Genomic DNA, 15,299 nt, shown 5'->3' with positions numbered 1-15,299 from the left:
GCGACCGTCAAGCGGGTTGCCAAGGACTGGGCGGCTCGGTACCCAGGGTTCGATGTCAGATGGTGATCGTGTGACGAGCGCTCAAGGACGGAATTCGTCGTCGGTGCCGGGAGGACCGGGTAGGTGGGCGGAACGGTGAGTCGGTCGGACGGGTTGAGTAACGAAGGGCTGTCGGCGCAGGTCGCGGCCATGGGGCGGGGGCAGCGCTACCAGGCGGCGTATTTCGCGCTGCGGCGACTGCGGGGGCCGTTGGTCGGTATGGCGATGCCCGAGCAGTGGGGAGTGGACCCGGCGGCGCTCGGGGAACTGCTCCGGGCCGGGGCGGACGTGGCGGACGGCGGGAGCGGTGCGGAGTTCGCCCGGGCGGTCGCCGCGTTGACCGCCGCCCCGCTGTTCGAGTCGGAGATCGAGCCGGAGTTCGCGGAGAGCTTCCAACTGGAAGCTCTCAACGGCTGGTTGATGCTCGCGGACGCCCTCGGCGAGATGAGCGAAGCCGACACCGAGCGGATCATCGACGTCGCCCGCGCGATGGCCGTCTACCTCGACGACTACAGGACGGGATCGCTCACCGAGATCGACCAGCGCGTCTACGGGCCAGGGCACTTCGGCGCACGGAACCTCGCCGTCGAGGCCGAGTGTCACGACGCCGTTCTCGCCGCCCCGGCCGGTGCGGATCTCCTCACGTCCCCTGTCGGCCGACGCCTTGAGGCCGCCTGTGATGAGTACAGCGGCCAACTGACCGCTGTCCTGCGGGTGTTCGCGGCGCGATGACGCACGGGACGGGGGTCCCGTCCTGCCGGAACGACTTTCTTCGTTCATGTGACGACCCGGAGGAAGAGCGGTCTGCTTGGCTGGCGAGGAGCGCCGGAGGCAGACCGACGACCTGGCTCCCGTATGAGAGCCGTACGGGAGGGGGAAGCGTGGGACCGGGACGGTACAGGAGCCGGCGCGGAGGTATGTGCGGAGATTCCGGGATGTCATCGAGTGAAGGTCGGGGGGCGGAAGCGGTGACGGGGGAGTTCGCGCGGAGCGCGACGCGGGAGCAGGCGGCGGTGTTCGGGGCGGCCTGTGTCGAGCGGGCGGCGGCGATCTTGTTCTGGGTGGTGGCCGGGGACGGGCGTACGGCGGATCTGGAGGCGTACGCAGCGGAGTTGGAGGCGCTGTGGACGCCCGGGACGCTGACGGAGGGGCGCGGGCGCATCGAGGGGATGCGGGAACTGGTCGAGGGTGACGGGGCGTCGGGGGCGCGGGCGTTCGCGTATCAGGGGGCGGTGGCGCTGCACACGGCCATGGGCGCGGAGCCGGTCCTCGGGTGCTCGTCGGTCCTGCGCGACATGGCGTTCCGGCTCGGGCGGCGCTGCGGCGCCGATCTGCTGACCGGGGAGGACGAGACGCAGCGGCGGGACATCGCCGACCTGACGTCAGGGGCGGCGGACGGCGCGATCCGCGAGAGGTCGAGGGAGGCGGGGCGGCGCTGGCTGACCCTGGCGGCCGGTCAATTCGGCGGGCAGCCTGGGGAGATGGGGAGATGAGGACGACGTAAGTGGGGCACGCCGGGGCAGGCGTGATTGTGTAGGGGCAGGGGGGGCGGTGCCGTTGCGTCCCCGGACGACGACCTCCGAGGTGCGTACATGGACAGACGGATATCCCGGCGCCTCGCCTGCGCCGCGACCCTGCTCGCGGTGATCGGCGTGGCGGGGTGCAAGGACACGACGCTCGGCGCCGACCCGACGGGCAGCGCGAACCCGTCGGGAGCGGCGGGCCCCGCGGCCGGCAACGGGCGGGCGGTGAGCCCGCTGGACAACCCGGACGGGACGAAGGCCGGTCTGGCCGCGATCACCTCGGACGCCGACAAGAAGAAGGCGCGCGACCTGATCGCCAAGGTGAAGACCAAGGGCCGCGGCCCCAAGACGGGTTACTCGCGGGCGCAGTTCGGCGCCGCGTGGATGGACTCCGCGCCCTCCGTCCCCTTCGCGCACAACGGCTGCGACACGCGTAACGACCTGCTGAAGCGGGACGGCGACGACGTCCACTACAAGGGCACGTCCAAGTGCGTGATCGCGACGATGACGCTCAACGACCCGTACACCGGCCGGGTCATCAAGTGGACCAAGACCAAGGCCACCACGGTCCAGATCGACCACGTGATGCCGCTGTCGTACGACTGGCAGATGGGCGCGGCGCACTGGAGCAAGGACAAGCGGGAGTCGATCGCCAACGACCCGCTCAACCTCATCCCGGTCGACGGCCCGTCCAACGGCTCGAAGAGCGACTCGGGACCGGCATCCTGGCTGCCGCCGAACAAGCAGATCCGGTGCTCGTACGCGGTCCGGGTCGCACAGGTCTCGATCAAGTACCAACTGCCGGTGACCAGCGCGGACAAGGACACGATGCTCGCGCAGTGCGGAGGGTGACGCCGGGGGGCCGCGGTGTGATTGTCAACGGCGCGCGGCCCCGCCATACTTTGCTGGCCGCGCGCACCGCGATCACTCCGATCGCCTCTGGTGGATCGCGCCGCCCGAGCCCCCAGAGGACCCCGTGTCGAACAGCCGTCGCCTGCCCAAGCCGATGCGGTACCGCGTCATCGCGACAGTCGCCGCAGTGATCGTCGTCGGGGGCGGCGGCGCACTCGCCGTGGGCGCCACGTCCGGCGGCGGAACGGGCGGGTCTGCGGCGGCCGGCCAGGCCGCCAACCGGTCCGCCGACGCGAACGCCCCGCAGGGCGCGACGAGCACCCTCAACGCACCGAACGGCGCCAAGAACGCGGCCCCGAAGGGCTCCCCGGCCGGCACCCCGAGCGGCAGCCCCTCCGCGTCGCACGCCCCGGCCGCCGCCCAGACGGCCAAGCCCGGCAACCCGGTCGCCTCGGTCCCCGGCTCCCTGCCGTCCGTACCCCGCCAGACCCGCCGTCCGGCCGCGCCGTTCAGCGGCTTCGTCCGCACCTTCACCGGCCTCGCCTTCGACACCTGCACCGCGCCCAGCGCGAGCAAGATGGCGTCCTGGAAGAGCGGTTCGCCCTACGGCGCCGCCGCGGTCTACATCGGCGGCGCCAACCGCGGCTGCGCACAACCCCAGTTGACGTCCTCGTGGGTGACGACCGTCAGCGCGGCGGGCTGGAAGCTCATCCCGATCTACGTCGGCGCGCAGCCGCCCTGCCAGACCGGCAACAGCCCCGAACGGCTCACGGCGGCCAACGCGGCCACGCTCGGCGCGCGCGACGGCGCCGACGCGGTGAAGAAGGCCGCGGCCCTCGGTATGCGCCCGGCCAGTGCGCTCTACCTCGACATGGAGCCGTACGCCGTCTCCGACACCTCGTGCAACAACGCCGTCCTCACCTACGTCCAGGCGTGGAACCGGGCGCTGCACACCGGCGGTTACCTGGCGGGCTTCTACGGCTTCAGCTCGTCCAGCGCCGCTGCCGTGGCGGCGGCCAAGGCGACCATGGACGACATGCCGGACGCCTTCTGGTACGCCAAGTACGACGGCGTCAACAGCACCACCTCCGGCTTCCCGTTCGCCGCGAATCTGTGGACCGGGCACCGGCGCGGACACCAGTTCCTGGTCAACTCCAAGGAGACCTACGGCGGCGTCACGCTGACCGTGGACCGCGACGCCTGGGACGGCCCGGTCGCCGTCGTCTGACGGCGGGGCGGTGAGGGTGGCGCGGGCGGTGCGGGCGGCGCGGCGGTAGAGGGGACAAAGGCGCCAGGGACGCGGCGGGGCGACAGGGACGCCCCGGGAGCGTCCGAGGCCCACCGGGTGCGCGGCGGCCCGGCCGCGAGGCGTACTCTCCCCCGCGAGGAGAGCCGTTTGCGCCGAGTGCTGGAAATCGGCGGGCCCCGGTCCATATCCTCGTACTCGATCATCGCTTCAGTACCGCTAGGTCGTTCCCATGCCGGGAGGCACCATGGTCCGCCGCCGCACCGCCGTCTCGATCGCCGCAGCCGCGCTGCTGGCGGCATCGCCCGCCCTCACCGCGTGCGGTTCGGGACCCGCGCACCCGGGGGCCGCGGCGGTGGTCGGGGACCAGAAGATCTCGATCGCCACGCTCCAGCACGAGGTCGACCAGGTGCGCGACGCGCAGAGCAAGTCGCCGCAGGCGGCGCAGCTCATCGGGCAGAGCGGCAAGCTGCCGCAGCAGACGCTGAGCATGCTGGTGCAGAACAAGGTGATCGACAAGGCCGTGTCCGACGCCGGGCTCTCGGTCAGCACCGCCGAGGTGCAGCAGTCGCACGCGCAGGCGTTGCAGCAGTTCGGCGGTGACGAGAGCCAGTTCGAGGCGGCGCTGCTCCAGCAGTACGACATCGTGCCGTCCGGCATCGACACCTTCCTGCGGACCAACATCGCCGTCGGCAAGCTGATCCAGAGCCTCGGCTTCCAGCCCGGCAGCGACACCGGGAACGCGGCGGCCATCGCCGTCATCTCCAAGACCGCGAAGTCGCTCGGCGTGGACGTCAACCCGCGCTACGGCACCTGGGACGCCAAGAAGGCCATCGTCGGCGCCACCAACGAGCCGTGGGTCGTGACCAAGACGGCGACCCCGGCGGACCCGAGCGCGTAGGCGGACCCGGCCGCGCGGTCCGTGCAGCGGCCGCCCGCAGGGCATGTCGGTGGTCCGGGGTACGTTCGAGGGGTGAACGACGTAGACGACGCGAACGCGCCCGGGCGGCTGGTGCTGCTCACGACCAGCCACCGGGTCGCGCCGGGACAGCTCTCCTGGCCCGCCTGGCAGACGCTGCGCGAGGCCGACCTCGTGGTCTGCGCCGACCCCGAGCATCCGCAGCTCCCGTATCTGCGCGAGGCGGGGGTACGGGTCGAGCTGGCGACGCCCGGCGGGCGCGAGCTGGTGGACGCGACGGCGGGCGGCCGTACGGTCGTCTATCTGCCGCCCGGCGGCGGCGCGGGCGACCCGGCCGTCACCGACGAACTGGCCAGGCTCGGCGGCTCGGGACGGGTCGCCATGCCCGACCTGGAGCTGCTGCCCGGCTCGTACGACCTGCCCGGCGCCCGGCTGCTCGACCTCGTCCAGGTGATGGACCGGATCAGGGCCGAGTGCCCGTGGAGCAGCCTGCGGACGCACGAGGACCTGGCGAAGTACGGCATCGAGGAGATGTACGAGCTGGTCGAGGCGATCGAGGAGGGGGACCGCGCGGCGGTGCGCGAGGAACTGGGCGACGTCCTGCTCCAGGTCGTCTTCCACGCGGCCATCGCGGAGGGCGACCCCGAGGAGCCGTTCGGCATCGACGACGTGGCCGGGGGACTGGTGGACAAGCTCGTCCACCGGCACCCGCACATCTTCGGCGACGAGGTCGCCGAGACCCCCGAGCAGGTGCGGGCGAACTGGATCCGTCTCAAGGGCGTCGAGAAGTCCCGCGACTCGGTCACCGACGGCGTGCCCCTCGCCTCGCCCGCCCTCGCCCTGGCCGCCAAGCTCGCGGGCCGCGCCCGGGAGGCCGACCTCCCGCTCCCGGCCGACGGCACCCCGGCCGACGGCACCCCGGCTGACGGCACCCCCGCCCCTGCCACCCCCGCCACCGACGAGACCGCCCTCGGGGACCACCTCCTCGCCGAGGCCGCCGCCGCCCAGGCCGCGGGCCTCGACCCGGAAGCCGCCCTGCGCCACGCGGCCCGCCGCTACCGCGACGCGATCCGTACGGCGGAGCGGACCCGGACCGCCGAGCCACCCCGTACGACCGAGGCGGGCTAGCCCCGATGCGCGTCGACGTGCCGCACGCCTGGCCGGCCGACGAGGCGGAGGCGCTGGCGCTCCAGGACCGGCTGCGCCCGCTGGCCGACCACCGCGGCCCCGGACCGGCCGCGCCCCGCCTGGTCGCCGGGCTCGACGTCGCCTACGCGGGCGACGGACGCGGCACCGGGGACCTCGTCGCGGCGGCCGTGGTCGTCATCGACACCGCGACGCTCGACGTGGTCGAGCGCGCCACGGCCACCGCGACCACGACCTTCCCGTACGTGCCCGGACTCTTCGCCTTCCGCGAACTACCCGTCCTCGTCGAGGCGTTGCGCACCCTGCGGGCCACCCCCGACCTGCTGCTCTGCGACGGCCACGGCCTGTCCCACCCGCGCCGCTTCGGCCTCGCCTGCCACCTGGGCGTGCTCACCGGGCTGCCGACCGCCGGAGTCGCCAAGACCCCGTTCGTCGGCCGCTACGACCCCGACGCCCTCGCCCCGGAGCGCGGCGCGTACGCCGACCTCCTCGACGGCGGCGAAACCGTCGGCCGCGCCCTGCGCACCCGGACCGGCGTCAAGCCCGTCTACGTCTCCACCGGCCACGGCATCGACCTCGCCACCGCCTGCGCCCACACCCTGACCCTCGCCCCCGCCTACCGCCTCCCCGAAACCACCCGCCAGTCCGACCGCCTGAGCCGCGTCGCCCTGGCGTCCACAACCTCAGAGAGCCCCTGACGCCCCCGCCCCCGCCCCCGCAACGGCCTCCGCCCCCGCAACGGCCAGGTCCCGGTGAGCCGGGAACGCGGCCGGGCCGGATAGCGTCGGCGCATGACCGACCCCACCACCGACCCCACCACCGACCCCACCACCGACCCCACCGCCGACTCGCCCACCGGCCCCACCCCCGCCCCCACCGACCCGGCCGACGGCGGACCCACCCTCTTCACGTGGGAATTCGCCACCGACCCCTACCCCGCCTACGCCTGGCTGCGGGAGCACGCGCCCGTGCGGCGGACCACGTTGCCCAGCGGGGTGGAGGCGTGGCTGGTGACGCGGTACGCGGACGCGCGGGAGGCGCTGGCGGAGGGGCGGCTGAGCAAGAATCCGGTGCATCACGCGGAGTCGGCGGGGGCGAAGGGGAAGACCGGGATTCCGGGGGAGCGCAGCGCGGATCTGATGACGCATCTGCTGAACATCGATCCGCCGGACCACACGCGGCTGCGCCGCCTGGTGTCGAAGGCGTTCACCCCGCGCAGGGTCGCGGAGTTCGGGCCGCGGGTGCAGGAGCTGACGGACCGTTTCATCGACGGCTTCGCGGCGAGCGGCGAGGCGGACCTCATCCACGACTTCGCCTTCCCGCTGCCGATCTACGCGATCTGCGACCTGCTGGGCGTGCCGCCGCAGGACCAGGACGACTTCCGGGACTGGGCGGGGATGATGATCCGGCACGGCGGCGGCCCGCGCGGCGGAGTGGCGCGGTCGGTGAAGCGGATGCGCGCGTATCTGGTCGAGCTGATCCACCGTAAGAGAGAAGACCCGGGCGAGGACCTGATCTCCGGTCTGATCCGGGCGAGCGACCACGGCGAGCACCTGACGGAGAACGAGGCCGCCGGCATGGCCTTCATCCTGCTCTTCGCCGGTTTTGAGACGACTGTGAACCTCATCGGCAACGGGGTGCACACCTTGCTCCGCCACCCGGAGCAGCGCGCCCGCCTCCAGGAGTCGCTGGCCGCGGGCGAGACCGGCCTGCTGGAGACCGCGGTGGAGGAACTGCTGCGCTACGACGGCCCGGTGGAGCTGGCCACCTGGCGCTACGCGACCGGCGACCTGAGCCTCGGCGGTCAGTCGATCGCGGCGGGCGACCCCGTACTGGTGGTACTCGCGGCGGCCGATCGCGACCCCGCGCGCTTCAACGCGCCCGATACCGTCGATCTGGCCCGGCGTGACAATCCCCACCTCGGTTACGGCCACGGCATCCACTACTGCCTGGGCGCGCCGCTGGCGCGGCTGGAAGCCAGGACGGCGCTCGCGTCCCTTCTCACCCGCCTCCCCGACCTGCGGCTCGCGGCGGATCCGGCCGAATTGCGCTGGCGCGGCGGACTGATCATGCGCGGACTGCGTACGCTGCCGGTGTCGTTCACCGCCGAGGCCGCGCAACAGAAGTGACGGCGCGTCACGGTCGTGATCGCGACGTGATGATCGCTACACCGACTTGTGATCCGTTGGCCAACACCGCTACGTTCTGCGGTCAACGCGAGAAGCGCGGTCGCTCGTACGGGCACGGTGCGTACGGACGGCCACCTCTCGCGGACGGCTCGCGCCAGACGCGGCGGACGTCACGGAAGCGGAAGCGGAAACAGCAGCAACAGCACCAGCAACGTCGGCGGGCTCCGGCCCGCTCCCCGCCGCCGTCACGTCACGCACCGCGCTCCGGCGCGTAAGGCTTACGAGAAAGGCGACCGCATGCTCTCGTCCGGGAACGGCCGGCACCGCCGACCGCGACAGGCCCCGGCGGCCATGGTGACCGTCGCGGCGACCGGCGCGGGGATCGCACTCCCGCTCCTCGGCGCGGGGGCCGCGCACGCCGCGGACTCCAGCACGTGGGACAAAGTCGCGATATGCGAGACCGGCGGCCTGTGGAGCGCCGACCCGAGCAACGGCTTCTACGGCGGCCTGGCGATCACCCAGGACACCTGGAACGCCTACGGCGGCCAGGCGTACGCGCCACGCCCCGACCTCGCGTCCAGGACGGAACAGATCGCCGTCGCCGAGCGGATGCTCGCCGACCTCGGGCCGAACGCCTGGCCCGGCTGCGAGGACGGTACGGGGCTGCTGGACGCCGTGACGCCGCCCGTGGCGGGCGGCACGCCCGCGGCCACCCCCACCACCCCGGCGCCGTCCGCCTCGACCCCGCCCTCCGGCGACGCCACGACCGGCGGCTCCGGCGGCACCGGGGGCTCGAACACCGACCCGTCGCTGCCGACGATCATCCCGACCGCGCCGGGGACGGACACCCCCACCGGGCCCGCCGACGGCTCGACGGTCACCCCGGTGACGCCCACGGCGCCCACCGCCCCCGTCACCCCCACGTCGCCCGGTGACGGCTCGCGGACCACTCCGGGCTCGCCCACCGCCGACGCGCCCGCGACGCCCGGCACGGGCCGCCACGCGAAGCCGTACGTGCCCACCGACGCCGAGCTGGCCGCGGCCGACCAGGCGACCCGTACGGAGCTGACCGCCGTCACGGACGCGGACGCGGGCGCGGACAGCGGTACGGACATCGGCAAGGGCTCGGACGACGGCAGCACCGGAGCCACCGGCGCCAGCGACACCGGACACAGCGCCGACGGCGGCCACGACTACACCGTCGCGTACGGCGACTCGCTCGCCGGTATCGCCTCCAGCCACCACGTCCAGGGCGGCTGGAGCGGTCTCTACGACGCCAACCGGCAGGTGATCGGCCAGGACCCGAACCTCATCAAACCGGGTCAGATCCTGACACTTGACCTCGGCTGAGGGCTCCGCGTCTTCCTGACCGTCCGTCACGGCCGCGGGGGCAAACCGGACGAACCGTACGACGTCCTCCGCGGCCCGTGTGACAAGCCTCTCGCCCGCCCCTGTGACCGCCCGCTCGCAGAGCGCTGAAACCGGCCCCTGTGACCTGCGATTCTCTGAACCCGCCCTGGGGGCGGGAGCGGTGCGCGGGCGGAACGCGGATGTTTGTCCTTTCCGGCGCCTGTGCTTAGCGTCGTCATCGCTCGCCACAGCGGGCCCCGCCGGTCAGGAACGCCGAGTCCTGCCGCCGACCGACGGGAACAGTCGACGCGAAAGCGCCGTAGGCAGGAGCGGGGGACCCAAGGTCTTTCGCCGGTCACGTTCGTACGGCACGCAGCCTGCGGAACGCACCGGCTCGGGGTTAAGCACGGAATCCGCGGTCGCGGATCCGGCCGGGCAACTCACGCCCGAACCCGACAGCTCACCTCGCAGGCGTCGGTGAGGACACGAACCATGGCTAAGCACCGCCGTACGTCCAAGCTCGTCCGCATCGCCGCGCTCGCCGGTGTCACCGGCACCGCGATCGCCGTACCGCTCCTCGGAGCCACCTCCGCCTCCGCCGCCTCCGTCTCCACGTGGGACGCCGTCGCCCAGTGCGAGTCCGGCGGCAACTGGTCCATCAACACCGGCAACGGCTACTACGGTGGCCTCCAGTTCTCGCAGTCGAGCTGGGAGGCCGCGGGCGGCACCCAGTACGCCGCGCGCGCCGACCTGGCCACCAAGGACCAGCAGATCGCCACCGCCGAGAAGCTGCTCGCCATGCAGGGCCCGGGTGCCTGGGCCTGCGCCGGCGCCGGCAACCTGACCTCGGGCGGCTCCGCGGCGAACGTCGACACCTCGTCGCCGTCCTCGTCCTCGTCCTCCTCGTCGTCGTCTTCCAGCTCCAGCAGCTCGGACTCCTCGAACACCGGCTCCTCCGACAGCTCCTCGCAGCCGTCGCAGCAGCAGAGCACCCCGGCCCCGGCCGAGACCTCCGCGCCGGTCACCCACCACAAGAGCCACGGCAAGGGCAACGGCGAGTACACCGTCGTCTCCGGCGACTCGCTCTCCAAGATCGCCACCGCGCACCACGTCTCCGGCGGCTGGCAGCACCTGTTCGACCTGAACAAGGACATCGTGCAGGACGCCAACCTGATCTACCCGGGCCAGCACCTGCACCTGGGCTGAGGCCACGGGATGTGATCCCCGGCCGGGCACGTACTCTCCCCCGAGCGTGCCCGGCCGGGGCCTTTTTCCGTCTCAGGGTCCGGGCTCGGTACCGGGCGCGACACCGAAGACGGTTAGGCTCAGGTCGAAAAAGACAGAGACATCTCAGAAGGACTGAAGGAGACACTCGTGCCGTCCATCGACGTCGTCGTAGCCCGGGAAATCCTCGACTCGCGAGGCAACCCCACCGTCGAGGTCGAGGTCGGCCTCGACGACGGCAGCACCGGCCGCGCGGCGGTCCCGTCCGGCGCCTCCACCGGCGCATTCGAGGCCCTCGAACTCCGCGACGGCGACAAGAACCGCTACCAGGGCAAGGGCGTCGAAAAGGCCGTCCTCGCCGTCATCGAGCAGATCGGCCCGGAGCTGGTCGGCTACGACGCCACCGAGCAGCGGCTGATCGACCAGGCGATGTTCGACCTGGACGCCACGCCCGACAAGTCCTCGCTCGGCGCCAACGCGATCCTCGGCGTCTCGCTCGCCGTGGCGCACGCCGCCTCCGAGGCGTCCGACCTGCCGCTCTTCCGCTACCTGGGCGGCCCGAACGCGCATGTGCTGCCCGTGCCGATGATGAACATCCTCAACGGCGGCTCGCACGCGGACTCCAACGTCGACATCCAGGAGTTCATGATCGCCCCCGTCGGCGCGGAGTCCTTCTCCGAGGCGCTGCGCTGGGGCGCCGAGGTCTACCACACGCTCAAGGGCGTGCTGAAGACCAAGGGCCTGTCCACCGGCCTCGGCGACGAGGGCGGTTTCGCGCCGAATCTCGGCTCGAACCGCGAGGCGCTCGACCTGATCATCGAGGCCATCAAGCAGGCCGGGTACGCGCCCGGCCAGGACATCGCGCTCGCGCTGGACGTCGCCGCCTCCGAGTTCTACAAGGACGGCAAGTACCAGTTCGAGGGCAAGGAGCGCTCGGCCGCCGAGATGACCGAGTACTACGAGGACCTGGTCGCCTCCTACCCGCTGGTCTCCATCGAGGACCCGCTGTTCGAGGACGACTGGGCGGGCTGGAAGGTCCTCACCGAGAAGCTCGGCAGCAAGGTGCAGATCGTCGGCGACGACCTGTTCGTCACCAACCCCGAGCGCCTGCAGAAGGGCATCGACAACGACACGGCGAACGCGCTGCTGGTGAAGGTCAACCAGATCGGCTCGCTCACCGAGACGCTGGACGCCGTCGAGCTGGCCCAGCGCAACGGCTACAAGTGCATGATGTCGCACCGCTCCGGCGAGACCGAGGACGTCACCATCGCCGACCTGGCCGTCGCCACCAACTGCGGTCAGATCAAGACCGGCGCCCCGGCCCGCTCCGAGCGCGTCGCCAAGTACAACCAGCTCCTGCGGATCGAGGAGATCCTGGACGACGCCGCCGTGTACGCGGGTCGCTCGGCGTTCCCCCGCTTCAAGCACTGAGCCGTCCGTTTCCGGGCCCCGGCCTCCGTACGTCCCCGCACCCGGTCCCGTACCGTGGGCGGGGACGTACTGGCGTGCGCGCCCGTACGGCAGCGTGTGGACGCGACGGCGTGCGAGGACGGCGAGGGGAGACACGGCGTGGGGGCGGATCGGTTCTCCACCTCGGCCCGGCTGAAGGCCATCGGCCAGGAGGCGCAGGCCCGGGTGTACCGGGCGGCGGCCAAGCGGCGCCCGCCGCGGCGCAACAAGCTCACCGGCCGCGCGGCGCTGCTCGCCCTGGTGCTGTGCGCCCTGGTCGTGGCGCTCGCCTACCCGACGCGGCAGTACATCGCCCAGCGCTCCGACATCGCCGACCAGCGCCGCGAGGCCCAGAAGGCCCGCCAGCGGGTCGAGGAGCTCCGCGAGGAGAAGGCGCGCTGGCAGGACCCGCAGTACGTACGGACGCAGGCCCGCGAGCACCTGCACTTCGTCCTGCCCGGCGAGACCGGCTACAACGTGGCGGCGCCGGCCCCGACCGGGGACGCCGCCGCCGACCACCGGACGACGAACGAGGCCGCCGCACACCGCCCCTGGTACGACAATCTGTGGGACAGCCTCGACCACGCCGACGCCGCCGCCGCGCCCCGGCACTGACCCCTCGCCCCCCGCGTACCGCCCCCGACCTAGAACGGCCCATGACGAAGCACCCCGAGCCCACCGCCCCCACCCCGCCCACCGACGCGGACGTCGCCGCGTTCACGGCGCAGCTCGGCCGCCCGCCGCGCGGCCTGCGCGCGATCGCGCACCGCTGCCCCTGCGGCAACCCGGACGTGGTCGAGACCCAGCCCCGGCTGGAGGACGGCACGCCCTTCCCGACGCTGTACTACCTGACCTGTCCGCGCGCCGCGTCCGCGATCGGCACGCTGGAGGCCGACGGCGTGATGAAGACGATGACCGCCCGGCTCGCCGAGGACGAGGAGCTGGCCGCGGCCTACCGCGCGGCCCACGAGGACTACATCGCGCGGCGCGACGCCATCGAGGTCCTGGAGGGCTTCCCCAGCGCGGGCGGCATGCCGGACCGCGTCAAGTGCCTGCACGTGCTCGTCGGCCACTCCCTGGCCGCGGGCCCCGGCGTGAACCCGCTCGGCGACGAGGCCATCGCCATGCTGCCCGAGTGGTGGGCGAAGGGCCCGTGCGTCGCCCCCGCGACGGAGACCGGGACCGGGACCGGAACCGTAACCGCGACCGGGACCGGAACCGGAACCGCGACCGCGACCGCCCCCGAGACGGAGGAGTCCGCGTGACGACCGCTACGGCGACCGACGGGCCGCGGGGCACGACCGTCCGCGTGGCGGCCGTCGACTGCGGGACGAATTCGATCCGGCTGCTCGTCGCCGACGTCGACCCCGCGACCGGCGCGCTGACCGACCTCGACCGCAGGATGCGGATCGTCCGGCTCGGCCAGGGCGTGGACCGCACGGGGCGGCTGGCCCCCGAGGCGCTGGAGCGGACCTTCGCGGCCTGCCGCGAGTACGCGGAGGTGATCGCGGAGCACGGCGTCAGCGCGGACCGCGTCCGCTTCGTGGCGACCTCCGCGTCCCGCGACGCGGAGAACCGGGACGACTTCGTACGCGGAGTCGTCTCCCTCCTCGGCGTCGAGCCCGAGGTGATCAGCGGCGACCAGGAGGCCGCCTACTCCTTCACCGGCGCCACCCGCGGCCTGACCGGTGCCGAGGCCCTGGACACGCCGTATCTGGTGGTCGACATCGGCGGCGGCTCCACCGAGTTCGTCCTCGGCGACGACACGGTCACCGCCGCCCGCTCGGTCGACATCGGCTGCGTCCGTCTGACCGAACGGCACCTGGTGGCGGACGGCGCGGTCGTCGACCCGCCGACCGGCGACCGGGTGGCCGCGATCCGCGCCGACATCGACGCCGCCCTGGACGAGGCGGCCCGCGCCGTCCCCCTCGACCGGGCCCGTACGCTCGTGGGTCTGGCCGGGTCGGTCACCACCGTCGCGGGCATCGCGCTCGGCCTGGCCGCGTACGACTCCGCCGCGATCCACCACTCCCGTATCACCGTCGAGCAGGTCGCGGAGATCACCGCCCGGCTGCTGGCCGCCACCCACGCCGAGCGCGCCGCGATCCCCGTGATGCACGAGGGCCGCGTGGACGTGATCGGCGCGGGCGCGCTGGTGCTGCTGCGGATCATGGAGCGCACGGGCGCGAAGGAGGTCGTGGTCAGCGAACACGACATCCTCGACGGGATCGCGTACGCGGTGGCGGAGTCGGCGGGCCGGGACAGGCCCTAGCCGTCCCTGCGGAACAGGGCCGTCCAGAGGAAGGGCTCCCCGAAGTGCGGGGAGTCCTTCGGCTCGTCGCGCATGCGGCGCAGTTCGACCTCGGTCAGGCCGGAGAAGATCCAGCGCAGCGACTCGGGGGTGTAGCCGAGGCCGCCGTGCAGCCGCGCGTCCCGGTAGAAGTCCGCGTCGGGCAGTTCCGAGCCCATCGCCCCCGCGGCGAAGCAGGTGAGCGCGAGATGCCCGCCGGGGGCGAGCACGCGGTCGAGCAGCGCCAGATAGCTGATCCTGCGGTGCGGCGGCAGATGGTGGAAGCAGCCGGAGTCGCAGACCAGGTCGTACGGCCCGCTCAACGCGCCCGCGCCCGCGCCCATGCCCATGCCGTCGCCGTCGCCGCCCTCGCTCAGCGCGAAGGCGTCCCCTTCGTGGAAGCGGATTCCCTCCACCCCGGCCGCGCGCGCCCGCTCCCGCGCCCATCGCACGGCGGCCGGTGACAGGTCGACGGCGTCCACCTCGAAGCCGCGCCGCGCCAGCAGCACCGCGTTGCGCCCCGGCCCGCACCCCAGGTCCAACGCCCGTCCCGGCCGCACCACCTCCCGGTCCAGGCAGGACACCAGGTTCTCGTCCGGCTTGTCCACGAAGAACGGCACTCCGCGTTCCCGGTCCCCGTAGAACCCGTCCCACCACCCGGCGGCCCCTGCCGTCCACCGGTCCGCGTCCGCGGCGAACAGCCCGTCCAGCAGCCTCAGTACGTCCTCCACCGACCTGATGTCCCGCTCCACGCCAGCCCCCTCTTCTCCGGTCTTCTCCGGCGTTTCCGACAGGGAGAACGCTAGGCCCATCGGGCATGAAAGCCCAGGTCAGAGCCTTTGTGGCGACCCCTTCACGCGCCGCCTGCGGGCCTGGTCCGACCCGGCCGGGGGAGTCCGCCGGGGGGCCGCCCGCACGTCCCCGGCGGCCCCGCGGAAGCCCGGCGAAGGGCCTCCCGGGGCGAGCGCCGGCACACTTTCTCAGCTGAATTCCGTCCGCGCGGCTGCCGCCGCCGTCTCGATGACCGTCACGATGTCCTTCCCCTTCTTCTCTGTGTACGTGACGAGTTGAGCCGGAGCCCGGACACCGCCTCCAGCACGCGGGAAGATGCTGGACAGGGTTGGACAGGGTT

The 15,299-nt window shown here is 72.8% G+C and carries 15 protein-coding genes and 1 riboswitch; of the genes, 14 read left to right on the top strand and 1 reads right to left on the bottom strand.

All coding sequences use genetic code 11. The annotated features are described in order from the left end of the window. Positions 1 to 153: 153 nt before the first annotated feature. The 14 genes from ACIOC1_RS29730 (at position 154) to ACIOC1_RS29665 (ending at position 14,149) form a co-directional block, all read left to right on the top strand. Positions 154 to 771 carry a hypothetical protein gene (locus ACIOC1_RS29730; RefSeq protein ID WP_401857004.1) on the top strand — a complete coding sequence of 206 codons (618 nt, stop codon included), beginning with the start codon at positions 154 to 156 and terminating at the stop codon, positions 769 to 771. Positions 772 to 974: 203 nt separating this feature from the next. Next, complete coding sequence (locus ACIOC1_RS29725) at positions 975 to 1,532, top strand: hypothetical protein (RefSeq protein WP_401857003.1); 558 nt, start codon at positions 975 to 977, stop codon at positions 1,530 to 1,532. Between the two features lie 99 nt (positions 1,533 to 1,631). Further along, the gene (locus ACIOC1_RS29720; RefSeq protein ID WP_355346890.1) at positions 1,632 to 2,414 is read left to right on the top strand and encodes an HNH endonuclease family protein; all 783 of its coding nucleotides are present in this window, start codon (positions 1,632 to 1,634) and stop codon (positions 2,412 to 2,414) included. Positions 2,415 to 2,880: 466 nt separating this feature from the next. Beyond that, a complete protein-coding gene (locus ACIOC1_RS29715; RefSeq protein WP_391051698.1) occupies positions 2,881 to 3,642 on the top strand; it encodes a glycoside hydrolase domain-containing protein in 762 nt (253 codons plus the stop codon). A 250-nt stretch (positions 3,643 to 3,892) separates the two neighbouring features. Then, a complete protein-coding gene (locus ACIOC1_RS29710; RefSeq protein ID WP_355346893.1) occupies positions 3,893 to 4,561 on the top strand; it encodes a SurA N-terminal domain-containing protein in 669 nt (222 codons plus the stop codon). Positions 4,562 to 4,633: 72 nt separating this feature from the next. Continuing rightward, positions 4,634 to 5,707, top strand: coding sequence for a nucleoside triphosphate pyrophosphohydrolase (locus tag ACIOC1_RS29705; RefSeq protein WP_401857000.1), 1,074 nt, complete (start codon positions 4,634 to 4,636; stop codon positions 5,705 to 5,707). Positions 5,708 to 5,712: 5 nt separating this feature from the next. Beyond that, positions 5,713 to 6,423, top strand: coding sequence for an endonuclease V (locus tag ACIOC1_RS29700; RefSeq protein ID WP_401856998.1), 711 nt, complete (start codon positions 5,713 to 5,715; stop codon positions 6,421 to 6,423). Positions 6,424 to 6,516: 93 nt separating this feature from the next. Next, positions 6,517 to 7,854 (top strand): cytochrome P450, encoded by a 1,338-nt coding sequence (locus tag ACIOC1_RS29695; protein WP_401856996.1) that lies wholly within the window; start codon positions 6,517 to 6,519, stop codon positions 7,852 to 7,854. 297 nt (positions 7,855 to 8,151) lie between these two features. Continuing rightward, positions 8,152 to 9,204, top strand: coding sequence for a transglycosylase family protein (locus ACIOC1_RS29690; RefSeq protein WP_401856994.1), 1,053 nt, complete (start codon positions 8,152 to 8,154; stop codon positions 9,202 to 9,204). A gap of 305 nt (positions 9,205 to 9,509) precedes the next feature. Then, positions 9,510 to 9,693, top strand: a riboswitch (cyclic di-AMP (ydaO/yuaA leader). A 3-nt stretch (positions 9,694 to 9,696) separates the two neighbouring features. Beyond that, the gene (locus ACIOC1_RS29685) at positions 9,697 to 10,410 is read left to right on the top strand and encodes a transglycosylase family protein (RefSeq protein WP_401856992.1); all 714 of its coding nucleotides are present in this window, start codon (positions 9,697 to 9,699) and stop codon (positions 10,408 to 10,410) included. Positions 10,411 to 10,578: 168 nt separating this feature from the next. Then, positions 10,579 to 11,859, top strand: a complete 1,281-nt coding sequence (gene eno / locus ACIOC1_RS29680; protein ID WP_355346911.1) for a phosphopyruvate hydratase — start codon at positions 10,579 to 10,581, stop codon at positions 11,857 to 11,859. A gap of 138 nt (positions 11,860 to 11,997) precedes the next feature. After that, positions 11,998 to 12,492, top strand: a complete 495-nt coding sequence (locus ACIOC1_RS29675; protein ID WP_355346914.1) for a septum formation initiator family protein — start codon at positions 11,998 to 12,000, stop codon at positions 12,490 to 12,492. A gap of 41 nt (positions 12,493 to 12,533) precedes the next feature. Beyond that, the gene (locus tag ACIOC1_RS29670; RefSeq protein WP_401856989.1) at positions 12,534 to 13,142 is read left to right on the top strand and encodes a DUF501 domain-containing protein; all 609 of its coding nucleotides are present in this window, start codon (positions 12,534 to 12,536) and stop codon (positions 13,140 to 13,142) included. Then, positions 13,139 to 14,149, top strand: coding sequence for an exopolyphosphatase (locus ACIOC1_RS29665; RefSeq protein ID WP_391051597.1), 1,011 nt, complete (start codon positions 13,139 to 13,141; stop codon positions 14,147 to 14,149). Before ACIOC1_RS29670 ends, ACIOC1_RS29665 begins: the two co-directional genes overlap by 4 nt. On the opposite strand, the gene ACIOC1_RS29660 is transcribed toward ACIOC1_RS29665, so the two are convergent. Continuing rightward, entirely contained in the window at positions 14,146 to 14,919 is a 774-nt protein-coding gene (locus ACIOC1_RS29660) for a class I SAM-dependent methyltransferase (protein ID WP_401856987.1), read from the bottom strand. The genes ACIOC1_RS29665 and ACIOC1_RS29660 overlap by 4 nt on opposite strands. Positions 14,920 to 15,299 lie beyond the last annotated feature (380 nt).

Origin of the sequence: Streptomyces sp. NPDC088197 (genome assembly GCF_044741185.1) — a bacterium.
Lineage (GTDB): Bacteria > Actinomycetota > Actinomycetes > Streptomycetales > Streptomycetaceae > Actinacidiphila.
The sequence above is the reverse complement of the archived record's forward strand: the minus strand, read 5'-3'. Positions and strand labels throughout refer to the sequence as shown.